This is a genomic window from Marinibacterium profundimaris, from assembly GCF_002210095.1.
In the GTDB taxonomy this organism is placed as follows: domain Bacteria; phylum Pseudomonadota; class Alphaproteobacteria; order Rhodobacterales; family Rhodobacteraceae; genus Marinibacterium; species Marinibacterium profundimaris.
Map to the genome: position 1 here is coordinate 979,711 of NZ_AQQR01000001.1, position 25,173 is coordinate 1,004,883.

Below are 25,173 nucleotides of genomic sequence, written 5' to 3' on the forward strand. Positions count from 1 at the left end.
CTCGGTCGTCTCAGGCGGGCATGCGGCGTTCGACCAGTTCGGCGAACCAGCTTGCCCCCAGGGGTATGGCCTCGTCATCGAAGACGTAAGCGGGGTGATGGCACATCGGCGTGTCGCCGTTGCCGAGGAAGAGGTAGGCGCCGGGGCGTTCCTCGAGCATGTACGAGAAATCTTCGGATGGCATGATCGGGTCGCAGGCCTCGTCCACGTCGGGCGAGACGGCGCGCGCGGCTTCGGCGGCAAAGGCCGCGTGGTCAGGGGAATTGACCGTGACCGGGTAGCCCGGTTCCCAGATCAGCTCGGCCGTGGCGCCAAAGGCGCTGGCGGTGTCTTCGACCACCCGGCGGATGCGGGTCTCTGCCAGCTTGCGGACCTCCGGGTCCAGGGTGCGGACGGTGCCGGTCAGGCGCGCGGTCTGCGGGATGATGTTCGAGGCGCCGCTGTCGGTCTCGAAGGTGCCGACGGTCAGAACGGTGGGTCTCAGCGGGTCGACGTTGCGCGACACGATCGAATGCAGGGTGACGACGATCTGGCAGGCGACGAGGGTGGTGTCGATCGCCTCCTGCGGGGTGGCCGCGTGGCCGCCGCGGCCGGTGACCCGGATCTCGAATTCGTCCGAGGAGGCCTGAAGTGGACCCGGGCGCGTGTGGAAGGACCCCACCGGCAGGCCCGGCGCATTGTGCAGGCCATAGACTTCCTGAATGCCCCAGCGGTCCATCAGACCGTCGCGGCACATCGCCAGCGCCCCTGCCCCGCCCTCTTCGGCAGGCTGGAAGATCAGCACGACCCTGCCGTCGAAATTGCGCGTCTCGGAGAGGTATTTCGCCGCGCCGAGCAGGATCGAAGTGTGGCCGTCGTGGCCGCAGGCATGCATCACGCCGGGGGTGTGCGAGGCATAGTCCACGCCAGAGGCTTCGGTGATCGGCAGGGCGTCCATGTCGGCGCGCAGGCCGATGACCTTGCCGGACGTGTTGGACTTGCCCTCGATCACCGCGACGACGCCGGTGCGGCCGATGCCGGTGGTGATGTCGGTGAGGCCGAAGTCCTTCAAGCGCTCGACGACGAAGGCCGCGGTCTCGTGCACCTCGTACATGAGCTCGGGATGCTGGTGCAGGTGGCGGCGCCAACCGGTGATCTCGTCCTGCATCTCGGCGAGGCGGTTCTTGATGGGCATGGGTGTCGTCCTCGCAATGGGCGTAGGGTGGGGTTACACCCCACCGCCCGCGAGAGGGTGCGGCGGCGAGGCGGTGGGTTGAAAACCCACCCTACGAAAGTCGCTCCAGCAGGTTTTCCATAAACGCCTGCCCGGCTTCGAATTCGGCGATGGAGAGGAACTCGTTCTCCTGGTGCGCCTGTTCGATATTGCCGGGGCCGCAGATCACCGCGGAATAGCCGGCGTTCTGGAAATGGCCCGCTTCGGTGCCGTAGCTTACCACATGTGTGCCGTTGTCGCCTGTCACCTGTCGGACGAGCGCCTCGGCGCTGCCGTCGGTCTCGGGCATCAGCGGCGGCACGGTGAAGAAGGGCTCCAGCTCGATCCAGGCTTCGGGGCGCACCGCCTGCATCTGTGCCTGCACCTCGGCCACGGCGGCTTCGAACCCGGCGCGCCAATCGTCCAGATCCTCGCCCGGGACCAGGCGGCATTCCACCGCGAAGGTGCAATCGCGCGCGGTGATGTTATGCGCCGTGCCGCCCTGGATCATGCCAACATGCTGCGTCGTCCAGGGCGGGGTGAAGAGCGAGGCGATCTCGGACGGGGTGCGCGCCATGTTGGCCGCGTTGCGGTCGTTGACCCATTCGATCAGCTTGGCGCCATACATGATCGCCGACACGCCGGTGTGCACCAACGAGGAATGCACCTCGAACCCGTGCACATGCACATGGTAACCGGTGCCGCCCTTCTGGCCGGTCACCGCCTTCATCAGCGAGGGTTCTCCGATGATCGCATCCGTCCCGCGCGGCAGCACGGCGGCCATTGCCTCGATCAGGGGCATGGCCCCGGTGCAGCCGATCTCCTCGTCATAGCTCAGCGCGATTTGCAGGGGCCGCTTCAGGCCGCGTTTCGCGCCCTCGACCAGCGCCCAGATCGCAAGCGCGTCAAAGCCCTTCATGTCGCAGCAGCCACGGCCGTAGAGCAGCCCGTCCTTCTCGACCACCTCGAAAGGGTCGGTATCCCAGGCCTGGCCCTTCACCGGGACCACGTCGGTATGGCCCGAGAGCACGACGGCGCCCTCTTCCATCGGCCCGACATGGGCGAAAAGCGCGGCCTTTCGTGGGTCGTCCGGCTTCACGAAGCGGTGGCTCTCGATCCCGTGGGAGGAGAGGTAGTCCTGCACCCAGTCCACCAGCGGCAGGTTGGTCTGGTCGGAAATCGTGGGAAACGAGACCAGCGCCTCGAGGATGGCGCGGGGGCTTAAGGTATCAGTCATGTTGGGTCAGTAACCGCTGTCGGTGGTCAGCACGAAATGCCCCGGCTCGACCTCGCGGTAGACCGAGGGTTCCGGTTCATATTCCACCGGGTGGATGGGCGACGGGATCGGCTTGAAGTTCAGGTCCCGTTCGGATTTGCGCCGGTGCGGATCGGCGATCGGCACGGCCTTCATCAGCGCGCGGGTATAGGCGTGCTGGGGGTTCTCGAAAATCTTCTCGCGCGGGCCCATCTCGACGATGCGGCCCAGGTACATGACGCCCACATCGTGGGACACCCGTTCGACGACGGCCATGTCGTGGCTGATGAAGAGGTAGGACAGCTGCAGCTCCGCCTGCAGTTCCATCATCAGGTTCAGGACCTGCGCCTGTACGCTGACGTCGAGCGCCGAGACCGCCTCGTCCGCGACGATCAGCTTCGGCCGCAGGGCCAGCGCCCTGGCGATGGCCACGCGCTGGCGCTGGCCGCCCGACAATTCATGCGGGTAGCGGCGCATGAAGCTGCGCGGCAGGTGGACCCGGTCGAACAGGCTTTCGACGCGCTCGCGGATATCCACCCCGGGGTTGGGGTAGTTGTAGAGTGGCTCGGCCACCTGGTCCGACAGCTGCATCTGCGGGTTCAGCGAGGCAAAGGGATCCTGAAAGATCATCTGCATGTCCACGCGGGCGTCGCGCAGGGCACGATCGTCCAGCTCGGTGATCTCCAGCCCGTCGAGGTTCACGCTGCCCGAATTCGGCTGCACCAGCCGCAGCAGCGAGCGGCCCACCGTGGACTTGCCACAGCCGGATTCCCCCACCAGCGACAGGGTCCGGCCCTTGTTGATGGTGAAGGACACGTCCTCGACCGCGTGCACATTGGCCACGGTGCGGCGGAAGAAGCCGCCCTTCACCGGGAAGCGGGTGACCAGGTTCGACACCTTCAGCAACTGGCGTTCGGTGCCGGGGATGGGCTCGATCTTCTGGCCCTCGACGCCCATCAGCTTCATCGGCTCGGGCGCCGCCTTGCCCCGCATCTCGCCCAGCTTCGGAACCGCGGCCAGCAGGGCCTGGGTATAGGGGTGCTGCGGCTTCTCGAAGATCTCGGTGACGGTGCCCTCTTCGACCTTCTCGCCGCGGAACATGACGACGACGCGGTCGGCCATCTGGGCCACGACCGCCATGTCATGGGTGATGAACATCACAGCGGTCCCGGTCTCGCGCTTGAGCCGGTCCATCAGCGCGAGGATCTCGGCCTGGATCGTCACGTCGAGCGCGGTGGTGGGTTCGTCCGCGATCAGCAGCCGCGGTTCGCAGGCCAGCGCCATGGCGATCACCACGCGCTGGCGCATGCCGCCGGACAATTCGTGCGGGTATTGCTTCATGCGGCGCTCGGCTTCGGGAATGCGCACCTGTTTGAGCAGTTCCAGCGCCCGCGCGGCGGCGGCTTCGCGGCTGAGCCCCTTGTGCACGCGCAACCCTTCCGTGAGCTGGCGTTCCACCGTGAAGACCGGGTTCAGCGCGGTCATCGGCTCCTGGAAGATCATGCCGATCTGGTTGCCGCGGATCTTGCGCATCATGTCCTGTTCGGCGCTCGCCACGTCGAACTCGGCACCGGGCTTGTCATCGCGGTCGAACAGCAGCTGACCGCCGGTGATTTCACCCCCGCCGAACTCCACCAGCCGCATCAGCGACAGCGATGTCACCGACTTGCCGGACCCGGATTCGCCAACAACGCAAACGGTTTCGCCCGGATATATGTCAAAAGACACACCCTTCACGCCCTCGACCGGGCCATCCTTGGTCTGAAACCCGACCCTGAGACCCTTGATCTGTGCAATCGGCTGATCCAGCACGTCCGATACTCCCGTTCTTCAATGCTGAACGCTATGGCGGCGCCTGCGGCAGTGTCAAACCCCAGAGACGCTTTCCCCGTCGCCACCCTTGCAATTTTCCGAATCTCTGTTTCGATAATCGGCGTATCTGGTGCAGGGGAGACCGACCGGCGCGGCACCGGGCCATTGGCCCGTGACATCCCGGGCGGACGCACGCATCGGAAACGAACGGCCGCCGTCAGAGCGGCCCGGAAAAGGCACGAAAATCGTGTCCAACATGGAGTGTAGTATGACCCTCAGAACCCTATTGCTCGGCGCGACAGCCACGTTTGCGCTGGCCGGAACGGCATTTGCCGAAGGCCACGAAGGCGAGCGCGGGCGCGATGGCAATGTCAGCATCATCTACTGGCAGGCCCCGTCGATCCTGAATCCCTTCCTGTCCGGCGGCACCAAGGACATCGAAAGCTCGTCGCTCGTTCTCGAACCGCTGGCGCGCTATGACGAGGCCGGCAACCTCGTGCCCTGGCTGGTGGACGAAGTGCCCACGGTTGCCAATGGCGGGGTGAGCGAGGATCTCACCACCATAACCTGGAAGATCTCGGAAGGGCTGGTGTGGTCGGACGGCACGCCGCTGACGTCGGCCGACGTGAAGTTCACCGCCGAATACTGCATGCATCCCGAGGGCGGCTGCGCCCAGGGCGCGTTCTTCGACGGCGTGGAAACGGTCGAGGCGGTCGATGACCTGACCGTAAAGGTCACCTTCAACCAGCCCAAGCCTAACCCCTACGGCCCCTTCGTGGGCGGCCAGTCGCCGATCCTGCAGGCGGCGCAATTCTCGGACTGCCTGGGCGCCCGCGCCCCCGAGTGCACCGAGGCGAACTTCAACCCGATCGGCACCGGCCCCTTCAAGGTGGTCGAGTTCAAGCCGAACGACGTGATTACATTCGAGGCGAACGAGAACTTCCGCGAGGAAGGCAAGCCCGCCTTCCAGACCGTGACCTTCAAGGGCGGCGGTGACGCGGCCGCGGCCGGTCGCTCGGTGCTGGAAACCGGCGAATTCGACTATGCCTGGAACCTGCAACTGGCGCCTGACGTCATCGCCTCGATGGAAGCCGCCGGCAAGGGCGTGGCCATCGCCGGCTTCGGCCCGCTGGTCGAACGGATCGAGATGAACCTGACCAACCCCTCGCCCGACCTGCCGCCCGAGACGCGCGCGACCGTGGCCGAGCCGCATCCCTTCCTGAGCGATCCGGTGGTGCGCGAGGCGCTGTCGATGGCCATCGACCGCGAACTGCTGGTCGAAGTGGGCTATGGCAAGGCCGGCAAGCCGACCTGTGACCTGGTCCCGGTGCCTGACAATTACGCCGCGCAGAACACCGGCTGCTTCGCGCAGGATATCGCCGGCGCCAGTGCCATGCTGGACGAAGCCGGCATCGTCGACACCGACGGCGACGGCATCCGCGAGAAGGACGGCGTGCCGCTGGAAATCCTCTACCAGACCTCGACCAACGCCGTCCGCCAGGACTTCCAGGCGCTGATCAAGCAGTGGTGGTCGGAAATCGGTGTGGAAACCGAACTGCGCAACGTCTCCGGCTCGGTCTTCTTCGGCGGCGACCCGGGCTCTCCGGACACGTTCCAGAAGTTCTATGCCGACGTGGAAATGTACGCCAACACCTTCAACGGCACCGATCCGCAGCAGTATCTTGCCCAGTATCGCTGTGGCAACGAACCCAAGCCGTCGTCGCAATGGCAGGGTGAGAACATCAACCGCTTCTGCGAGGAGGAATACGACGCCCTGATCGACGAGCTGGCCCGAACCGGCGACATCGAGAAGCGCGGCGAGATCGCCAAGAAGATGAACAACATGCTCACCGTGGACAGCTGGACCATCGTTCCGCTGGTGCACCGCGGCCGCGTGTCGGCGCATTCGCTCGATCTGGGCGGTGTCGTGCTGAACACCTGGGACAGCGAGCTGTGGAACGTCGCTGACTGGTATCGCAAGAAGGGCAGCTGATCGTCTGCCCACGGCCGGTCCTTTTGTCAGGGGCCGGCCGTATTGTTTCTACTGCCGCCGCAATGCTGGCCATTGCCCCTGCACTGAACGCAAAGGCATCCTCCAAGAATGCTGACATACACAATTCGAAGGCTGGTCCTGGCCATACCGACGCTGATGTTCATCAGCCTGGTCATCTTCCTGCTGCTCGAACTCGCACCCGGGGACCCGATGGCCCAGGTGCCGCTGACGGTCCCGCCGGAGGTCAAGGAACGCATGCGCGAGGCGCTGGGGCTGGGCGAGCCCCTGCACGTGCGCTTCGTCAAATGGCTCTACCAGTTCTTCGTGATCGAGCCGGCCGTCTTCATCGACACGATGTTCGGCACCGACTGGGCCGAGGGCCAACAGCGCGTCATCTCGTGGCAGACCCGGTCGCCGGTGATGGAGATCGTCGTGCAGCGCCTGCCGCAGACCCTGACCGTCGTGGGGCTGGCCTATCTGGTGGGCGTGCTGATCGCCCTGCCGATCGGGATCTATTCCGCCTACAAGCAATATTCGGTCTTCGACCAGGCCGGGACCTTCATCTCGATGGTGGGCTTTTCCGTGCCGCCGTTCTTCTCGGGCGTTCTGGTGATCGTGATCTTCTCGGTCCAGCTGGGCTGGTTGCCGTCGATCTACGACACGACGCTGACGGTCAACAGCTGGGAGACGTTCTGGCAGCAGGTGCGGCAGATGGTGATGCCGGTCATGGTGCTGGCGCTGCAGACCACGGCGCAGATCTCGCGCTTCATGCGGGCCTCGATGCTGGACAACCTGAACCAGGATTACGTGCGCACCGCCCGGGCCAAGGGGCTGTCGGAGGCGACCGTGGTGCTGATCCACGTGCTGCGCAACTCCATGATCCCGGTGATCACGGTCATCGCGCTTGGCGTGCCCGCGATCTTCGGCGGCGCCATCATCACCGAGCAGGTCTTCAAGGTGAACGGGATCGGCCAGCTGCTGATCACCGCGATCGAGGCCAACGACCTGCCCATGGTCCACACGCTGACCTTCATCTTCGCCGTGCTGATCGTGACCTTCAACCTGATCGCCGATGTGCTCTACGGCGTGCTCGACCCGAGGATCCGCTATGACTGAGGGCAACGAAAGCCGCGTCACCGCCGTCACCTCGGCCATGGTGACAGAACCGCTGACCGATCCGGTCCCCTCCGCTCCGCCGCGCAGCCAGTGGGTGGATGTCTGGGCGCAGTTCCGCCACCACCGGGGCGCCTTTGCCGGGCTGATCGTCTTCATGACGATCATCCTGGGCGTCTTCCTGGGGCCGCTGCTCTATGCGCAGGACGCGCAATACGTTCCCACGGGCCGCGACTTCCTGCGGCTGAAGGATATGCGGCCGGCCTACATGCTGCTGTGGGACAGCGGGGTGAAGGCCGAATGGGCGCATCCGCTGGGCACCGACAACATCGGCCGCGACACGCTGGCCCGGCTGATGCAAGGCGGACAGGTGTCAATCACCGTGGGGCTGGCCGCGATGCTTCTGTCGCTGTTCCTGGGCACGCTGATCGGGACGATGGCGGGCTATTTCCGCAAGCTTGACGGGCCGCTGATGCGGCTGACCGACCTGTTCCTGGCCCTGCCCCTGCTGCCCCTGCTTCTGGTCACCGTTCTGCTGTTCCGCGAGCCGCTGAAGCAGGCCTTCGGGCCCGAGGGCGGGATATTCGTGCTGATCGTCTTCATCGTCGGCGTCACCTCCTGGATGCAGACCGCGCGGATCGTGCGGGGCGACGTGCTGGCGCTGAAAGAGCGGGAGTTCGTCCTGGCGGCGCAGTCGATCGGAACGCGCAGCGGCAAGATGGTGATCCGGCATATCCTGCCCAACGTGCTGTCGCCGATCATGGTCTCGGCCACGCTGGGCATCGCCACCGCGATCATCACCGAATCCGCGCTGTCCTTCCTGGGCTTCGGCTTTCCGCCGGATTTCCCGACCTGGGGCCGGCTGTTGAACGACGCGGTCGACCGGATGACGCTGTTCCCGGAACGCGCGATCTTCCCGGGTGTGCTGATCTCGCTCACGGTGCTGAGCGTGAACTACATGGGTGACGGGCTGCGCGACGCGCTCGACCCGCGCATTCGCGGACGCTGAGACCGCCCGGCGGCAGGGGCGGTGCGCCCGTCCCTGCCCTCATGCCTTGCCGGCCACCAGCCCCGCGCCGACCGCATGGCCCGTCTGCACGTCGCGCATAGGTATCGCGCCAGGTGGCAAGACACCGCTCAGGTTGAAAAGCGTATTTCCGCACACCGCGAGGCAAGGGATTCCAGGCGGGCCGTGACGGCCCGAATCTGACCCAACGCTGGTCATCGGAAACAAAGAAGGCGCAGATGGCCCTCCTCGGATCATCTGCGCCCTGCCGCTTCAACTATTTGATTTCCCGCACTTTTCGCGGGGCGCCACCCCGGCGGGGGCAGCCTGAGAACGACTGTGCCGGGCGATCCGGTTCTATCTGAAAGTAATGTAATCTTCTAACGACCCCCAATCCCCGAGATCGTACTTTCACTTATAAGAGATTCGCCCTCTCGGCGCTAAACCACTTATTGCCGCAACGTCGCATTCGGCGGATAATTGCCCATTGACGTAACGTAATATTGTATTTCCCTGCACGGTTCCTAGTGCAGGGATTTCCGGACACGCCGCAACGCCAGCCAGACTCCCAGCACGACCGGCACCGTGACCAGTGCGGTCAGCGCGCCCTTGGACAGGTCGAGCGCCCCGGCCAGCGGATACAGCAGGTAGCTGACCAGCGACACGGCGTAGTAGCTGATCGCCACCACCGACAGCCCCTCGACCGTGTGCTGCAGCCGCAGGGCCATGTCCGCGCGGCGGTCCATGCTCTCCAGCAGGGCCTGGTTCTGCGCGCTGCGTTCGACGTCGACCCGGGTGCGCAGCAGGTCGCCGGCACGGATCGCCCTGTCGGCCAGACGCTGCAGCCGCGCCTCGGTCGATGTGACGGTGCGCATCGCCGGATCGAACCGGCGGCCCATGAACTCGCCAAAGGTCGGGCGGCCGTTGAACCGCACCTCGCACAGGGCGACGATGCGTTCTTCGACGATTGCCCGGTAGGCCCCGGTAGCCCCGAACCGGAAGGACGCCCGCGCGGCCATCGTCTCCAGCTCGGAGGAGATCGCCAGCAGCTCGGTCAGGATGCGATCGGCGGGCTCGGTGCCCTCGGTCATCTCCATCATCACCTCGGTCAGGCGCGTGTCGAGCTCGCCTATCCGGTCCGACAGCGACCGCGCGCGGGTAAAGCCCAGCAGGGACATGGTCTTGTAGGTCTCGATCTCCAGCAGGCGCTGCACGGTGCGCCCCACCCGGCGCGGCCCCGCCTCGGGGCGGGTGAAGACGGCCAGCCGCACGTGGCCCGCCGGGTCGATCCGGTAGTCGCTGGCCACGATGGCCGTGTCATCCAGCACCTGGCTGACCACCGTGCTTTCCGGCACGAACCAGCGTCCCAGCGCGTCGGTGACCGCCTCGTCGGTCTCGGCCGCGCAGATCCGCACCAGCGCCGAGGTCAGCCGCTGCCCCGGCGCGCGCGACAGCCAGTCCTCGGGAAAGACCTCGAACTCCGCCGGGTCGAAGGGCCTTGGGCTGACCCCGTCGCAGAACGCGGTGTAGGTGACGAACTCGGTATGCTGCTCCCATTTCAGCAGGTGGCGCCCGATCTGCACCGAATGATGCGTGGCACCCGGCTGCGGATGCGCGGCGCCGTGGCGGTCAAGCAGCTCGGTCAGATGCGCAAGATCCACGCCCCGATCGCGCGCCACCGCTTCCGTGGGCTGCTTGATCGCCAGGAAGACCGCGGTGGTCGGGGTCTCAAGGCTGGGGAACGGGCGCGCGTGCAGCTCGTTGGCCAGGCGGTAGCGCAGCGGGTGGTCTTCGATGGGCATGCCGGTCCTCTCCTGGGCATCATCCCCGCAGCATAGCAGGATCGCGCCCCTGAGAGGACCTGAAAAAACGCGTTAAATCATCGCGTTACAGAAATACCTTGGTATACATCACCCCGCCTCCGCGCCAAAGACCTCAAGCGCGGCGTTCAACCCGTTGATCGCGGCGGGCATCCCGCCATAGACGGCCATCTGCCAGATCACCTCGAGGATCTCCTGCTTTGACGCGCCGGCGGCGCGGGTGTGTTCGATGTTCACCTTCAGCTGCGGCCCGGTCTGCCCGCCAAGCGCCGTCAGTGCCGCCACGGTGCACAGCTGCCGCGTCTTCAGATCGAGCCCCTCGCGCGTGTAGTGGCGGCCATAAGCCCATTCCACCAGCGTTTCGGCCATCCCCGGCACGGCGCCGTCGTAGCGCTCGGCCAGAGCGGCCTCGAGCCCCGGGTTCATCTCGCGCAGCAGCGCGCGGCCCTTGTCCAGCGCCTCAGACATCGGCCACCTCCATCGCGGCCTCCGCCTCCAGCTGGCGGTACATCTCCACCTTGCGGTCCATCAGCGCGCGGGTCTCCTCCAGCTCGGCCTGCCGCGCGATGACCACGTCGCGGTGCAGCTCGAGCATCCGCCGCCGCTCGGCATAGCTGGCCTCTCCCTGCCGGCGCAGGGCGGCATAGCGGATGCGGTCCGCCTGCTTCATGCCGGTGGCGTTGAGCTTGTCGAGAAAGCCGATCCAGGTCAGCACCTCCTCGGGGTAGTCCCGCCGCCCGGCGGCGTCGCGCGGGGGCGGGTCGATCAGGCCGATCCGTTCATAGAAGCGCAGCGTATCGATGCTGAGCCCGCTGCGCGCGGCCACCTCGGATATCTTCATCGGCTCTCTCCTTGATGAGTCGCAGACAGCGTAGCGGCTGGAGTGCACTCCAGCTCAAGCGTTTTCTTCAGCCCGGCGGCGTTGCCGGTTCCCACAGCTCGACCGGGTTGCCCTCGGGGTCGGCGATGCGGGCAAAGCGGCCGATGTCGCTGTCCCACTCGGGCCGGGTCTCGACCGCGATCCCCGCCTCCGTCAGCTGGGCGGTCATCGCATCGAGGTCATTGACCCGGAAGTTGATCATCCAGCCCTGTTCGGGCCGGCCAAAGTAATCGGTGTCCTCCGGGAAGGGGGCGAGCACGGTATAGCCCTCCTCCTGCCGCCAGGGCGCGGTGCTGACCGGCGTGACGCCCAGGTGCCGGTCGTACCATGCCATCAGCGCCTGCGGGTCCTTTGCGCGAAAGAACAGGCCGCCGATGCCCGTGACCTTCTCCATGCCGTTCCTCCCCCCTTTTGTGCCCCGAGGCTACGTGAGCCGCGAGGCCGGCCGCAAGGCTGGACAAGCACGCCGCCCGCACACGAAAAAGGGCGCCCCGAAAGGCGCCCTTTCCGAAAGGTATCCGCGTCAGGTCAGTCGATCATCGGCAGCAGCTTGTCCAGCGAGGCCTTGGCGTCGCCGTAGAACATACGCGTGTTGTCCTTGAAGAACAGCGGGTTCTCGATGCCCGAATAGCCCGTGCCCTGGCCACGCTTGGAGACGAATACCTGCTTCGCCTTCCAGCATTCCAGCACCGGCATCCCGGCGATGGGCGAGTTCGGATCGTCCTGCGCCGCCGGGTTCACGATGTCGTTCGACCCGATCACGATGACAACGTCCGTCTCCGGGAAGTCATCGTTGATCTCGTCCATCTCCATCACGATGTCATAGGGCACCTTGGCCTCGGCCAGCAGCACGTTCATGTGCCCCGGCAGACGGCCCGCAACGGGGTGGATGGCGAAACGCACTTCCTTGCCCGCCGCGCGCAGCTTCTTGGTCAGCTCACTGACCGCGTTCTGCGCCTGAGCCACCGCCATCCCGTAGCCGGGGATGATGATGACGCTGTCGGCCTCGTTCAGAGCAGACGCCACGCCGTCGGCCTCGATGGCGATCATCTCGCCCTCGACCGCCATCTGCTCGCCCGCCGGACCGCCGAAGCCGCCCAGGATGACCGAGACGAAGGACCGGTTCATGGCCTTGCACATGATGTAGGACAGGATCGCACCCGAAGAGCCCACCAGCGCACCGACCACGATGAGCAGGTCGTTGCCCAGCGAGAAGCCGATCGCCGCCGCGGCCCAGCCCGAGTAGCTGTTCAGCATCGAGACCACCACCGGCATGTCGGCGCCGCCGATGCCCATGATCAGGTGATAGCCGATGAAGAACGCCAGAAGCGTCATCAGGATCAGCGCCCAAAGCCCGCCACCGGCGAGGTAGACGAACAGCAGGATCAGCGAGACACCCGCCGCCGTGGCGTTCAGGATGTGCCCGCCCGGCAGTTTCTTCGCCGCCGAGGTCACCTTGCCCGCGAGCTTGCCGAAGGCGATGACCGAGCCGGTGAAGGTCACGGCACCGATGAAGACACCCAGGAACAGCTCGACCCGCAGGATGCCGATCTCGACGCCGGACTTCTTGGCCAGCAGCGCGGCAAAGCCCTCAGCCGCATAACGCTCCTCTTCGCTCATGGTCATGACATGGCCCAGCTCGATATGGGCGTTGTAGCCCACGAAGACCGCGGCCAGGCCGACCAGCGAGTGCATTGCGGCGACCAGCTGGGGCATTTCCGTCATCTGCACGCGCTTGGCGACGACGAAACCGATGGCCCCGCCCGCGATAATCAGCAGGATCGACAGCCACCACAGCCCCGAACCGGGGCCGATGAGCGTTGCGAAGACCGCCAGCGCCATGCCGGCAATCCCGTACCAGACCGCGCGCTTGGCGCTTTCCTGGCCCGAAAGTCCCCCCAGAGAGAGGATGAAGAGAACGGCCGCGACCACGTAGGCCGCCGTGGTAAATCCGAATTCCATTGCTCTGCTCCCCCCTTAGGATTTCTGGAACATGGCGAGCATGCGCCGTGTGACGAGGAAGCCGCCGAAGATGTTGATGCCGGCCATGAAGACCGACAGGGCGGCAAGCAAAACAACCCATCCCGCACCGGACCCGATCTGCATCAGGGCGCCGAGGATGATGATGGACGAGATCGCGTTGGTCACGGCCATCAGCGGGGTGTGCAGCGAATGCGCCACGTTCCAGATCACCTGGAAGCCCACGAAGACGGCCAGCACGAAGACGATGAAGTGCTGCATGAAGCTGGCCGGCGCCACGAGGCCCAGCAGCAGCATCAGCACGGCGCCGATACCGATCAGCGTGACCTGGTTCTTGGTCTGCGCCTTGAAGGCGGCGACCTCTGCGGCACGCTTCTCTTCCGGCGTCAGCTCCTTCACCTTCTCCTTCGGCTTGGCCGCGATGGCGGCCACCTTGGGCGGTGGCGGCGGGAAGGTGACTTCCTTCTCGTGCGTGATCGTCGCGCCGCGGATCACGTCGTCTTCCATGTTGTGATTGACCACACCGTCCTTCTCGGGCGTGAGGTCGGTCATCATGTGACGGACGTTGGTCGCGTAAAGCGTCGAACTCTGCGTCGCCATCTTGCTGGGGAAGTCGGTGTAACCGACGATGGTCACGCCGTTGTCGGTGACGATCTTCTCGTCCGGCACGGTCAGGTCGCAGTTGCCGCCGCGCTCGGCGGCCAGGTCGACGATGACCGATCCGGGCTTCATCATCTTGACCATGTCCTCGGTCCAGAGCTTGGGCGCCGGACGGTTCGGAATCAGGGCGGTGGTGATGACGATGTCGATGTCGGGCGCAAGCTCGCGGAACTTGGCCAGCTGGGCCTCGCGGAACTCGGGGCTGGACGGGGCGGCATAGCCACCGGTCGTGGCGCCGTCGGTCTGCTCTTCGTCGAACTCCAGGAAGACAAACTCGGCGCCCATGGATTCGATCTGCTCGGCCACTTCGGGCCGCACGTCGAAGGCCAGGGTGATCGCCCCGAGCGAGGTCGAGGTCCCGATGGCGGCAAGCCCGGCCACGCCGGCGCCGACAACCAGAACCTTCGCGGGCGGCACCTTGCCGGCCGCGGTCACCTGGCCGGTGAAGAACCGGCCAAAGTTGTTGCCGGCCTCGATCACGGCCCGGTAGCCGGCGATGTTGGCCATGGACGACAGCGCGTCCATCTTCTGGGCGCGGCTGATCCGCGGCACCATGTCCATCGCGATGACGGTGGCGCCCTTCTCGGCGGCCAGCTCCATCAGCTCCTGGTTCGATCCCGGGTAGAAGAACGAGATCAGGGTCTTCGAGGGCCCGAGCCGCTTGACCTCGGTCTCGCTGGGCGGACGCACCTTTGCGATGATGTCCGCCGACTTGTACAGCTGCGCTGCGGTCTTGATGACTTCGACGCCGGCCTCTTCATAGGCCTCGTCCGAGAAGCCGGCCGCCATGCCGGCGCCGCTTTCGATCAGGCACTCATGCCCCAGTTTCTGTAACTGCCGGGCACTGTCGGGCGTCATGGCCACCCGGGCCTCGCCCTCGAACACTTCCTTCGGTGTGCCGATTTTCACTCTGGATCCCCCTTGCCTGCGGTCCGCTTGTTGTGGATTGGCGCGCAACTCCGTCTGGTAACGCGCGCAAGATAATTGCGCAAGCGCACCCGTACCTTCCGTACGAAACTGTCACACACCATTGCGGTCGTGATGATTGTTTTCCGGGCAGTCCCGAGACGCGCAACTCCCCCGCCGCGCCGTCTTTCGGGCCCTGCCCGAAACCGCGAATATCCGAACGACGCTTGGCATTCCACCCGGGCTCGTCCAGATTGCCCGCGGCCAAGCGGCCAAGCCCGGGCGCCTTGCAGGAGACCACATGACCGACTTCGATGCCACCCGCGCGCAGTTCGATCTGCCGGAGGGTGTGATCTATCTTGACGGCAATTCGCTGGGCCCCCTGCCCCGCGCCGCGACCGAACGGGTCGCCCGGGCAATGACCGGGGAATGGGGCGGCATGCTGATCACCGCCTGGAACAAGGCCGGCTGGATGGCGCAGCCCGAGGTGCTGGGCGACCGCATCGGCCGGCTGATCGGGGCCGAGCCGGGCCATGTGGTGATCGGCGACACGCTGTCGATCAAGGTCTACCAGGCCCTGGCCTCCGCGCTCGAAATGCGGCCCGACCGCCGCGTCGTGCTGTCGGACAGCGGCAACTTCCCCTCGGATCTCTACATGGCCGAGGGGCTGCTGGGCTCGCTCGGCCCGGGGTATCAGCTGCGCTGCGTGGCCCCCGAAGAGGTCGAGGCCGAGCTGACCGAGGAGGTCGCGGTGCTGATGCTGACCGAAGTGGATTACCGCACCGGTCGGCTGCACGACATGGCCGCGCTGACCCGCAAGGCGCAGGCCATGGGCGCGCTGACGGTCTGGGATCTGGCGCATTCCGCCGGGGCGCTGCCGGTGGATGTCGCGGGGGCGGGCGCGGATTTCGCGGTGGGCTGCACCTACAAGTATCTCAACGCCGGCCCCGGCGCGCCGGCCTTCATCTACGTCGCGCCCCGCCATGCCGAGGCCGCGCGGCCCGCGCTCTCCGGCTGGCTGGGCCATGCCGCGCCCTTCGGGTTCGAACCCTCCTACCGTCCCGGCTCCGGGATCGCGCGGATGCGCGTCGGCACGCCGCCGGTCCTGCAGATGGCCGCGCTGGAGGCCGCGCTGGACATTTGGGACGGGGTCGATCTTGCCGATCTGCGCGCACGATCCATCGCGCTGTCAGAGGCCTTCATCGCCCGGGTCGAGGCCACCTGCCCGCAGCTGACCCTGGCCAGCCCCCGCGATCCTGCCGCGCGCGGCAGCCAGGTGTCCTTCCGCTTCACAGAGGGCTACGCCGCGATTCAGGCCCTGATCGCGCGCGGTGTGATCGGCGATTTCCGTGCCCCGGACATCATGCGTTTCGGCGTCACGCCGCTCTACCTCGGGATGGCCGAGGTCGAGGCGGCGGCGGATATCATGGCCGAGATCATGGACCAGCAGCTTTGGGACGATCCGGCCTACCACACGCGCGCTGCGGTGACCTGACCGGCCGGGCCGGCCGGCGGTTCCGCCCCGCGCCCGCGCGGGCGGCGCTCAGCCGCGGGTCAGCCCCGCGCCCACCAGCACGGCCAGCGTCTCCACCCGTGCCTGGTACTCCGCCAGGTCGGCGCCGCGCTTTTTCAGACCCTTCATCGCCGCCGTCAGCGTCTGCGCGACATGGTCAGGCGATTTCAGCAGATCCACCCGGCCCGCCGACATCTCGGCGGCCAGCCAGTCGGCGTAAAGATCGCTCAGCCGCGCCTCGCCGGCCTCGACCAGGTCCATGGCCACGTCGGCACCGGAGTCCATCAGCTCCATCCCGTGGGGCGATTTCAGCAGCAGCTCGGTGATGCGCCCCGACTGGGCGAGCAAGGCATTGCGCAGCCGCATCGCCACGCTGCCGTCGGCCTCGAGCGCGGCGCGCACGCCATCGGCGGCTTCAAGGTATGTCATCTCGACCAGCGACCGGAGGATGTCCTCCTTGTTGCGGAAATGCATGTAAACCGCCGGGCGTGACATGCCCGCGCCCCGGGCGATGTCATCCATGGAGGTCTTGCGAAAGCCGTAACTGGCAAAGGCCGTCATGGCCGAGCCCAGGATGGCATCGCGTTTCGGATCCGCAGAAATCTCGTTCATGATCAGGAGCGTGGCGTTTGGAACAGCGGATGTCAACTGACACGCTGACACTTCGTGACTTCTTTGTTACTTGACGTACTGACGAAATCCGCGAAATCTGTCAGAAACCGACCCACCGAATCCCGCCAGCCTGTTGGAGCCCGCCATGACGATTCCGCTTACCGTGAACAGCACGACCCATCAGATCGATCTGCCCGGCGATGTGCCCCTGCTTTGGGTGCTGCGGGACGAAATCGGCCTGACCGGCACGAAATTCGGCTGTGGCGTCTCGGCCTGCGGCGCCTGCACCGTGCATATCGACGGCGAGGCGGTGCGCGCCTGCCAGGTCGCGCTACGCGATGTCTGGGGCGAGGTCACGACGATCGAGGCGATGGGCACGCCCGGCGCGATGTCGATCCTGCAGCAGGCCTGGGTCGATCATCAGGTCGCGCAATGCGGTTATTGCCAGTCCGGCCAGATCATGCAGGCCGCCGCCCTTCTGGCCGAAACGCCCCGGCCCGGCGATGCGGATATCGACGCGGCGATGGAGGGCAACCTCTGCCGCTGCGGCACCTACCCCCGGATCCGCGCGGCGATCCACGCCGCCGCCGCGAAGATGAGCGAGGTGTAGGCCCATGTCACGTCTTGGAACCATCGCCCGCCGCAGCTTTCTGATCGGCTCGGCCGCCATCGCGGGCGGCGTCGCCTTCGGGGTCTGGAAGCTGAACCAGCCGCTCGCCAACCCGCTGCAGCCCGGCCCGGGCGAGGCAGCGCTGAACCCCTTCATCTTCATCGACGGATCGGGCGTGACCATCATCACGCCCAAGGCCGAGATGGGACAGGGCGTGCAGACCACGCTCGCCGCGCTGGCCGCCGAGGAACTCGACCTCGACTGGGAACAGGTGCGCGTGCTGCACGGCCCCCCGGCGGCCGCCTATTACAACAGTGTCATGCTGGGCAATGTGCTGCCCTTCAAGGACTATGCCATGTCCGATTTCCAGCACAGGCTGGCCGAAGAGGTCGGACGCTTCGGCAAGGTCGTGGGGCTGCAGATCACCGGCGGGTCGACCTCGATGACCGACGGGTTCGTCCGCCTGCGCGAGGCCGGCGCCACCGCGCGCGAGACGCTGAAGCTGGCCGCCTCCGCGCAGTTGAACGTGGCCCCCGCCTCGCTGCGCACCGAAAGCGGACAGGTCATCGCGCCGGACGGAACCGCGATCCGCTACGAAGACCTCGCCGAGGCCGCGGCGCAGATCGATCCGCCGAAGGTCACCCTGCGCGACCCGTCGCACTGGCGCTACATCGGGCAGTCCATGCCCCGGCTCGACCAGGTGGCCAAGGCGACCGGCACCGCCACCTTCGGCATCGACGTCCGGATGGAGGGCCAGCGCTTTGCCACGCTGCGCATGAACCCCAACCTGGGCGGCGGCATGGTTTCGTACGACGCGACCAGGGCCGAGGCCATGCCGGGGGTCGAGAAGATCATCGACCTTGGCAACGGCATCGCCGTGGTGGCGCGCAACACCTGGCTGGCGTTCAGAGCCGCCGAAGCGGTCGAGATCACATGGCAAAGCGCGCCCTACCCGCCCGAGCAGGCGCAGATGTGGGAGGCGATCGAGGCCTCCTTCGCCGATGCCCCCAATTCGACCATGCGGGACGACGGGGACACCACAAATGGCATCGCCGGCGCGACCGAGGTGACGGCGGAGTACCGTGTCCCCTTCCTGGCCCATGCGACGATGGAGCCAATGAATGCCGCCGCGCTCTATACCGGGGAGGCGCTGCAGATCGCCTGCGGCAACCAGGTCCCGACGCTGGTGCAGAGCCATTGCGCCGAGGCCGTGGGGCTGGAGCCCGAACAGGTCAGCGTGGAGACGACCTTCCTTGGCGGCGGATTTGGCCGGCGCGGCGAATACGATTACGCCGTCTACGCCGCCCGGGTCGCGAAGGAGATGCCCGGCACCCCGATCCAGGTGACCTGGACGCGGGAAGAAGACATGGGCCACGATTTCTATCGCCCCGCCGCCATCGGCCGGTTTCGCGGCGCGGTGCAGGACGGACGGGCGGTGATGCTGGACGGGCAGATCGCCGGGCCGTCGGTCACGGCCAGCGCCATGCCCCGGCTGACGGGGATGCAGGCCGCCGGGCCCGACCGCGTGCTGGTCGAGGGCGCCTATGACCAGCCCTATGCCATCCCGAACTACCGCATTCGCGGCCACATCACCGACCTGGGCCTGCCGATCGGCTTCTGGCGCTCGGTCGGGGCCAGCGTGAACGGCTTTCTGCACGAGTGTTTCCTGGACGAGATGGCCCATGTCGCCGGACGCGATCCGCTGGACTTCCGACTGGAGATGATGCGCTCTGAACATGCGCCCTCGGCCGGTTGCCTGGAGAAGGTCGCCGAGATGTCGGGCTGGACCGGGCAGACGCCCGAGGGGATCGGGCGCGGTGTCGGCTTTACCTATTCCTTCGGCACGCCGGTCGCACAGGTCGTCGAGGTCGCGCAGACCGACAGCGGGATACGCATCGCCCGCGCCTGGATCGCCTGCGATGTCGGCCTCGCGCTGGACCCGGAGATCGTGAAGGCGCAGATGGTCTCGGGGCTGGTCTACGGGCTTTCGGCGGCGGTGATGGGAGAGATCACCTTTGCCGGCGGCGCGGTGGAGCAGCAGAACTTCTGGGATTACGACGCGCTCAGGATGCACACCATGCCGCAGGTCGAGGTTGCGGTGCTGGAGGCCAACGGCCACATGGGCGGCGCCGGAGAGCCGGGCACGCCGCCTTCGATGCCGGCGCTGGCCAATGCGCTTTATGACCTGACCGGGACGCGCGCGCGGGAATTGCCGCTGAACCGCAGCTTCGATTTCGTGGTCTAGGGCGCGGGCGCCTCAGCCCGCCGTCTTGGCCCGCTCCGGCAGGGGCGCGGCGGCGGCCTGCCACTTGGTGATGACGGCGGCCAGCCCGGCCCAGTCGGTGTATTCGCGATCCTCGTGGGCCTTGATCTCTTCGCCCTTCTGCCAGGCGATCCAGCGCATCGCCAGCGTGCGGAAGAAATCGTATTCCGAGAACTTGAAGGCCCCGGCCACGTGCTCCACCTGCCCCGGGGTCCATCCGGCCTCGGCCGCGAAAGCGGCGGCGATCCGGTCCAGCTCCTCCCGGTCGTTCGGGTCGTCCCCGGCAATGGCCAGCGACACCACGATCAGCATCGTCGGCATCCCGTTCAGCGCCTGGGCATGGGTTTCGGCAAAGCGGGCCAGCGGCTCTTGCAGCTTGCCGATATGGACCGACCCGGCCAGCAGCACCGTGTCGAAGACCGCCAGTTCGATATCGCCGGCATCCTCCACGCGCAGCAGCTCGACGCTGTGCCCGCGCGAGATCAGCTGGTCGGCGCAGAACCGCGCGATCTTGCGCGTCTGGCCTTCGGTGGTGGCATAGGTGATCAGGATACGCATCGCATCTCTCCCTCGTCATGCGGCCGAGTCTTGCCTGCATTTGACCCGCTCACCATGAGCGAGGTCAATTTGCGCGACATATCGATGCGGATTTCCGGCCGATACCGGCCGGCGCTCAGGCGGTTTTCTGCAGGTAGGGCCGCCGTCCGGCCGCCCAGTCGCGCACGGCATCGCCGAAGGCCTCGAACAGCGGGCGCGAGACCGGATCGTTGTCGGCGTTCCACTCGGGGTGCCACTGCACCGACAGGGTGAAGCCCGGCGCGCCCTCGACATAGATCGCCTCGGGCGTGCCGTCGGGGGCGTGGCCGTCGATGACGATGCGCTTGCCCGGGGTCTTGATCCCCTGGCCATGCAGCGTGTTGGTCATCACAGCGGAGGACCCGAAGAGCCGGTGAAACGGCCCGTTCTCGGTAAATGTCACCTGATGGCGCAGGGCGAATTTCTCTTCCATCGTGCCGTCGGGGGGCATGCGATGGTTCATCCGGCCCGGCAGGTCGCGGATTTCCGGGTAGAGCGTGCCGCCCATGGCGACGTTGACCTCCTGGAAGCCGCGGCAGACGCCCAGGAAGGGCTGGCCGCGCGCCACGCAGGCCCGCACCAGCGGCAGGGCGATGGCATCGCGGGCGCGGTCGAAGGTGCCATGCGCCTCGGTCGCCTCCTCGCCGTATTCCTCGGGGTGGACATTGGGCCGCCCCCCGGTCAGCAGGAAACCGTCGCAGGTCTCCATCAGTTCGTCGACCGACATGTAGCGCGGATCGGCCGGGATCAGCAGCGGGATGCAATTGGCCACCGCGGCCACCGCCGAAGAGTTCATCGAGCCGCCCGCGTGCACCTCGTACTGATCGTTGATCAGGTGTGAATTGCCGATGATGCCGACTACCGGACGCGTCATGCCGCCTGTCCCGTTTCTGAAAGGAATATGGTAACCTTAGGAAGGATACAGGGCCGCCGCGACGGCCGCAACAGCGGCGCCCGGTCGGATGGTTCGAATTCGCAGGACTGCCCGGCTGCTGGGCGTCGGTGGTCGTCACGCGGACAGGACCGGAGCCGGATGTTTGTGGCGTTGGCCGCATGCGGCACACCGGAGTCAGCCCGGTATCGGCTCGGTTCAGGCAGATCTGAAGTCAGGCGTCGGCATCGCCGGATGGCAGATGACCGCCGGGGGGTGCCGTTCCTCCTCCTCGACGACGGCCCACCCCGGCGCCACCGAGATCACGCCGAAGTCTCGGCGGATCTCTAACACGGGACTGGCAGACCGGGCGCGCTCTCGCAGCTATCTGCCCCACCCCAAGCGCAGGACACTTCTAGGGGGACTCACCCCTTGGTTGCAACACCCAAACCCGTGACCGAAGAGAGAAACTTCCCTCACCGCACAATGAAATCGAAACCGGACAAGCCCCACCTTCGCGGCGCGCGCCCGACCCCATGCAGGGACGGGCCAAACTGCGCTCCGCGATCTTATCCACAAGCCTACGCTACGGAGGCCTTCAACTCAAGCCGCCGCGCATGCAGAACCGGCTCGGTATAGCCCGAAGGCTGGACCCGGCCGCGGAACACCAGGTCGCAGGCGGCCTGAAAGGCGATCCCGTCGTAATCCGGCGCCATCGGGCGATAGGCGGGATCGCCGGCGTTCTGCTCGTCGACCTTCGCCGCCATGCGCCGCATCGCGTCCATCACCTGCGCTTCCGAGACGACGTCATGATGCAGCCAGTTGGCGATATGCTGGGCCGAGATCCGGCAGGTCGCGCGGTCTTCCATGAGGCCCACGTCATTGATGTCCGGCACCTTGGAACAGCCGACGCCCTGGTCGATCCAGCGCACCACGTAGCCAAGGATGCCCTGCGCGTTGTTCTCGACCTCGCGGGTGCGCTGTGCGTCGGTCCATTTCTGGTAGGAGGCCAGCGGGATATCCAGCACGGCATCCACATAGGCGCGCCGCCCGCCGGCCTTCAGCTTTTCCTGCACTGCAAAGACATCGACCTTGTGGTAATGCAGCGCATGCAGAGTGGCGGCGGTCGGGCTGGGCACCCAGGCGGTATTGGCGCCGGCCTTGGGGTGTTCGATCTTCTGCTCCAGCATCGCGGCCATCATGTCGGGCATGGCCCACATGCCCTTGCCGATCTGCGCGACCCCGGACAGGCCGCATTCCAGGCCGATATCCACGTTCTGGTTCTCGTAGGCGGTGATCCAGCCCTTGCGCTTGATGAAATCCTTGCGGCTGAAGGGCCCCGCCTCCATCGAGGTGTGGATCTCGTCGCCGGTCCGGTCGAGGAAGCCGGTGTTGATGAAGGCGCAGCGGTGCTTGGCGGCGCGGATGCATTCCTTGAGGTTCACCGACACGCGGCGTTCCTCGTCCATGATGCCGATCTTCACCGTGTATTGCGGCAGGCCGAGGATCTCTTCGACCATGGTGAAGGTCCGGTCGGAGAAGGCGACCTCGTCCGGCCCGTGCATCTTCGGTTTCACCACATAGACCGATCCGGTTTCGGAATTGCCGCCGCCCTTCGACAGGTCGTGCATGGCAATGGCCACGGTGACCAGCGCGTCCAGCAGGCCCTCGAAGACCTCGTTGCCATCCGCGTCCAGCACGGCCGGGTTGGTCATCAGGTGGCCGACATTGCGGACCCACATCAGGGCGCGGCCCTTGAGCGTGACCTCGCCGCCGTCGGGCGCGGTATAGGTGCGATCGGGCGCCACGGTGCGGGTGATCGTCTGGCCGCCCTTGTCGAACGACGCTTCGAGGTTGCCACGCATCAGGCCCAGCCAGTTGTCATAGGCCAGGACCTTGTCCTCGGCATCGACACAGGCGACCGAATCCTCGCAATCCATGATCGCGGTGATCGCGCTTTCGATCCGCACGTCGGCCAGGCCCGCCTGGTCGCGGCTGCCGATCGCATTGGTACGGTCGAAGACAAGCTCGACATGCAGCGCGTTGTTGACAAGCACGACCGCATCGGGCGCCTTGGGGTGGCCGCGATAGCCCACGAATTTCTCGGGCTGCATCAGCGGCATGTCGTCGATCAGCAGCTGACCGTCATGGATGTAATAGCGCCGGGCATCGGCGTGGCTGGTGCCGTCGATGGGAAAGGCCTCGTCCAGAAACACCCGCGCCCGCGCCACGACCCGCGCGCCGCGCCCCTTGTTGTAAGGCCCCTTGGGCGGGACAGAGCCCATGGCATCGGTGCCGTAGAAGGCATCGTAAAGGCTGCCCCAGCGCGCATTGGCCGCGTTCAGCGCATAACGCGCGTTGGTGATCGGAACCACCAGCTGCGGCCCGGGGATCGTGGCGATCTCGGGGTCGACATTCTTCGTCTCGATCTCGAAATCATCGCCCTCGGGCTTGATATAGCCGATCTCTTCGAGAAAGGCGCGATAGGCCTTGTGATCATGCGGCTGATTGCGCCGCGACAGGTGCCAGTTGTCGATCTGCTGCTGCAGCGCTTCCCGCGTGTCCAGCAGCGCGCGGTTCTCCGGCGTCAGCTCGGCCACCATGCGCGCAAAGCCGGCCCAGAAGGTGTCGGCCGAGACGCCGGTGCCGGGCAGCGCCCGGGTTTCAATGAAATCCGCCAGTTCGGCGGCGATCTGAAGGTTCTCAATGGAAATCCGCTCGCTCATGGCATCAGCCTCCGTATACATTCGCACACCGAACTAGGGCAAAAGTTTCCTATCGGCAACACGATTGGTCGATCGGCAACCCTGCGCTGCAGGATCCGCGCTGACCTGAGTTTAGCGCATTTCCGGCGCGCGCCCTGCGGGTTTTCCGGCTTTTCTGTCCTGTCCCTTGGCCGCGCCGGGAAAATGCTGCGATTTTGGGATGTTGCGCGGCGCGACGTCCGGATGCCGGCGGGTCAGGAGCCTGTCAGGTGGCGCGCGATGTGTTGTCAGGAGAGCGTCAGGAGCGCCTCAGCCGTTCGGCCCGGGGCGCAATCCCTGGGCTTCCATCGCGGCATAGAAGGCGCGCAGGGTCTTGTCGTTTTCCAGTTTGAATCGCACCCCGGTGCGCGCCATGGACACGATCCGGTCCAGCCGGAACATCCGGAAATCCTCGCGCAGCTCGCACCAGGCGATCAGGGTCCAGACCTTGCCCCAGAACCACAGCCCCAGCGGCCGTATCACCCGTTCGCTCGGCGTGCCGGCCGCATCGGCATAGGACAGGCGCAGGCTGGCCCGGTCCGACACGGCGGCCTCGATCGCGTCGATCCGCTCACGGACCTCGTGGGTCATGCCAGGGGAAAAGGAATGGATTTCAACCGCCTGCGCCTGGGTCCGCGCATCGGGCGGCAGCACCTCGGAGATCTTGATCAGAGCCTCTTCGGCCGCCCGCGCCATGGTCACCCCACCCCAGGCCCGGGCGATGCGGGCGCCGGCGACCAGCGCCACGATCTCGTCCCGCGTGAACATCAGCGGCGGAATGTCGTGGCCCGCCTCCATCACATAGCCAAAGCCCGCCTCGCCCGAGATCGGCACGCCCGTGGCCATCAGATCGGCGATGTCGCGGTAGATCGTCCGCGGGCTGACCTCAAGCGCGTCGGCCAGGGCCCGCGCCGTGGTGCGCCGACCGCCCCTGAGATGCTGGATGATCTCGAACAGGCGGTCGGCGCGCCGCATCAGCCGCGCTCCATCATGCCGATGGAATTGCCGTCGAGATCCTCGCAATAGGCAAAGCGTCCGGCGGGGATGGTGATGATCGGCGACACGACGGTGCCGCCGGCGGTCTTCACGCGTTCCAGGCTGTCTTCCAGCGGGCCGGGCGCGTTGAAATGCACCGTCGGGCCCGCACCGCGCGCGGCCGGAATGCCGGGGTAGATATGCCCGGCCGTCCCACTGCCCGGGGTCTGGGTCCGGAAGATGGCGATGGGGTTCGGCCCGGTGTCGTCGACTGTCAGCTCGGTCTGGAGGACCGCCTGGTAAAAGCCGATGGCGCGGTCCATGTCCGTTGTCGGGATTTCGGTCCAGACCACGAAATTGTCGGGATGGTAGGTCATCGTCATACGCTCCTT

At 66.3% G+C, this 25,173-nt stretch carries 21 protein-coding genes; 6 read left to right on the forward strand and 15 right to left on the reverse strand.

Features of this window, described 5'->3' with window-relative positions; translation table 11 throughout:
* Window positions 1-10: 10 nt before the first annotated feature.
* The 3 genes from ATO3_RS04690 to ATO3_RS04700 form a co-directional block, all read right to left on the reverse strand.
* Entirely contained in the window at window positions 11-1,174 is a 1,164-nt protein-coding gene (locus ATO3_RS04690; RefSeq protein ID WP_088648602.1) for a M20 aminoacylase family protein, read from the reverse strand.
* Between the two features lie 91 nt (window positions 1,175-1,265).
* On the reverse strand, window positions 1,266-2,429 hold the full coding sequence (argE, locus tag ATO3_RS04695) for an acetylornithine deacetylase (RefSeq protein ID WP_088648603.1): 1,164 nt from the start codon (window positions 2,427-2,429) through the stop codon (window positions 1,266-1,268).
* Window positions 2,430-2,435: 6 nt separating this feature from the next.
* Window positions 2,436-4,259, reverse strand: a complete 1,824-nt coding sequence (locus ATO3_RS04700; RefSeq protein WP_088648604.1) for an ABC transporter ATP-binding protein — start codon at window positions 4,257-4,259, stop codon at window positions 2,436-2,438.
* Between the two features lie 268 nt (window positions 4,260-4,527).
* Here ATO3_RS04700 and ATO3_RS04705 point away from each other — a divergent pair, with 268 nt between their 5' ends.
* The 3 genes from ATO3_RS04705 to ATO3_RS04715 all read left to right on the forward strand — a co-directional run bounded on the left by ATO3_RS04705 (window position 4,528) and on the right by ATO3_RS04715 (window position 8,374).
* Entirely contained in the window at window positions 4,528-6,252 is a 1,725-nt protein-coding gene (locus ATO3_RS04705) for a peptide ABC transporter substrate-binding protein (RefSeq protein ID WP_088648605.1), read from the forward strand.
* 108 nt (window positions 6,253-6,360) lie between these two features.
* Window positions 6,361-7,368, forward strand: a complete 1,008-nt coding sequence (locus tag ATO3_RS04710; RefSeq protein WP_088648606.1) for an ABC transporter permease — start codon at window positions 6,361-6,363, stop codon at window positions 7,366-7,368.
* 37 nt (window positions 7,369-7,405) lie between these two features.
* Window positions 7,406-8,374, forward strand: coding sequence for an ABC transporter permease (locus ATO3_RS04715; protein ID WP_233152035.1), 969 nt, complete (start codon window positions 7,406-7,408; stop codon window positions 8,372-8,374).
* A gap of 521 nt (window positions 8,375-8,895) precedes the next feature.
* On the opposite strand, the gene ATO3_RS04720 is transcribed toward ATO3_RS04715, so the two are convergent.
* The 6 genes from ATO3_RS04720 to ATO3_RS04745 form a co-directional block, all read right to left on the reverse strand.
* Window positions 8,896-10,173 carry a DUF3422 family protein gene (locus ATO3_RS04720; protein ID WP_088648607.1) on the reverse strand — a complete coding sequence of 426 codons (1,278 nt, stop codon included), beginning with the start codon at window positions 10,171-10,173 and terminating at the stop codon, window positions 8,896-8,898.
* Between the two features lie 108 nt (window positions 10,174-10,281).
* Window positions 10,282-10,659, reverse strand: coding sequence for a carboxymuconolactone decarboxylase family protein (locus ATO3_RS04725; protein WP_088648608.1), 378 nt, complete (start codon window positions 10,657-10,659; stop codon window positions 10,282-10,284).
* Entirely contained in the window at window positions 10,652-11,032 is a 381-nt protein-coding gene (locus ATO3_RS04730; protein WP_088648609.1) for a MerR family transcriptional regulator, read from the reverse strand. Before ATO3_RS04730 ends, ATO3_RS04725 begins: the two co-directional genes overlap by 8 nt.
* Window positions 11,033-11,099: 67 nt before the next feature.
* Window positions 11,100-11,465: a VOC family protein gene (locus ATO3_RS04735; RefSeq protein WP_088648610.1), complete on the reverse strand. Its 366-nt coding sequence runs from the start codon at window positions 11,463-11,465 to the stop codon at window positions 11,100-11,102.
* Window positions 11,466-11,599: 134 nt separating this feature from the next.
* Complete coding sequence (locus ATO3_RS04740; RefSeq protein WP_088648611.1) at window positions 11,600-13,033, reverse strand: NAD(P)(+) transhydrogenase (Re/Si-specific) subunit beta; 1,434 nt, start codon at window positions 13,031-13,033, stop codon at window positions 11,600-11,602.
* A gap of 15 nt (window positions 13,034-13,048) precedes the next feature.
* Window positions 13,049-14,620 (reverse strand): Re/Si-specific NAD(P)(+) transhydrogenase subunit alpha, encoded by a 1,572-nt coding sequence (locus ATO3_RS04745; RefSeq protein ID WP_088648612.1) that lies wholly within the window; start codon window positions 14,618-14,620, stop codon window positions 13,049-13,051.
* Window positions 14,621-14,918: 298 nt separating this feature from the next.
* On the opposite strand from ATO3_RS04745, the gene kynU reads away from it, so the two are divergent.
* The gene (gene kynU, locus ATO3_RS04750; protein ID WP_088648613.1) at window positions 14,919-16,112 is read left to right on the forward strand and encodes a kynureninase; all 1,194 of its coding nucleotides are present in this window, start codon (window positions 14,919-14,921) and stop codon (window positions 16,110-16,112) included.
* Window positions 16,113-16,160: 48 nt separating this feature from the next.
* Here kynU and ATO3_RS04755 read toward each other — a convergent pair whose 3' ends face one another.
* Complete coding sequence (locus ATO3_RS04755; protein WP_088648614.1) at window positions 16,161-16,742, reverse strand: TetR/AcrR family transcriptional regulator; 582 nt, start codon at window positions 16,740-16,742, stop codon at window positions 16,161-16,163.
* A gap of 145 nt (window positions 16,743-16,887) precedes the next feature.
* Between ATO3_RS04755 and ATO3_RS04760 the strand changes: the two genes are divergently transcribed.
* Together ATO3_RS04760 and ATO3_RS04765 are read left to right on the forward strand one after the other, a co-directional pair.
* Complete coding sequence (locus ATO3_RS04760; protein WP_088648615.1) at window positions 16,888-17,352, forward strand: (2Fe-2S)-binding protein; 465 nt, start codon at window positions 16,888-16,890, stop codon at window positions 17,350-17,352.
* Window positions 17,353-17,356: 4 nt separating this feature from the next.
* Complete coding sequence (locus ATO3_RS04765; protein WP_088648616.1) at window positions 17,357-19,597, forward strand: xanthine dehydrogenase family protein molybdopterin-binding subunit; 2,241 nt, start codon at window positions 17,357-17,359, stop codon at window positions 19,595-19,597.
* A gap of 12 nt (window positions 19,598-19,609) precedes the next feature.
* On the opposite strand, the gene ATO3_RS04770 is transcribed toward ATO3_RS04765, so the two are convergent.
* The 5 genes from ATO3_RS04770 to ATO3_RS04790 all read right to left on the reverse strand — a co-directional run bounded on the left by ATO3_RS04770 (window position 19,610) and on the right by ATO3_RS04790 (window position 25,158).
* The gene (locus ATO3_RS04770) at window positions 19,610-20,173 is read right to left on the reverse strand and encodes a flavodoxin domain-containing protein (protein WP_088648617.1); all 564 of its coding nucleotides are present in this window, start codon (window positions 20,171-20,173) and stop codon (window positions 19,610-19,612) included.
* 115 nt (window positions 20,174-20,288) lie between these two features.
* Window positions 20,289-21,065 (reverse strand): gamma-glutamyl-gamma-aminobutyrate hydrolase family protein, encoded by a 777-nt coding sequence (locus ATO3_RS04775; RefSeq protein WP_088648618.1) that lies wholly within the window; start codon window positions 21,063-21,065, stop codon window positions 20,289-20,291.
* Between the two features lie 578 nt (window positions 21,066-21,643).
* Window positions 21,644-23,788 (reverse strand): malate synthase G, encoded by a 2,145-nt coding sequence (locus ATO3_RS04780; protein ID WP_088648619.1) that lies wholly within the window; start codon window positions 23,786-23,788, stop codon window positions 21,644-21,646.
* A 288-nt stretch (window positions 23,789-24,076) separates the two neighbouring features.
* On the reverse strand, window positions 24,077-24,781 hold the full coding sequence (locus ATO3_RS04785) for a helix-turn-helix transcriptional regulator (RefSeq protein WP_088648620.1): 705 nt from the start codon (window positions 24,779-24,781) through the stop codon (window positions 24,077-24,079).
* Entirely contained in the window at window positions 24,781-25,158 is a 378-nt protein-coding gene (locus ATO3_RS04790; protein ID WP_198963200.1) for a VOC family protein, read from the reverse strand. The genes ATO3_RS04785 and ATO3_RS04790 overlap by 1 nt, the downstream gene beginning before the upstream one ends.
* Between the last annotated feature and the right edge of the window lie 15 nt (window positions 25,159-25,173).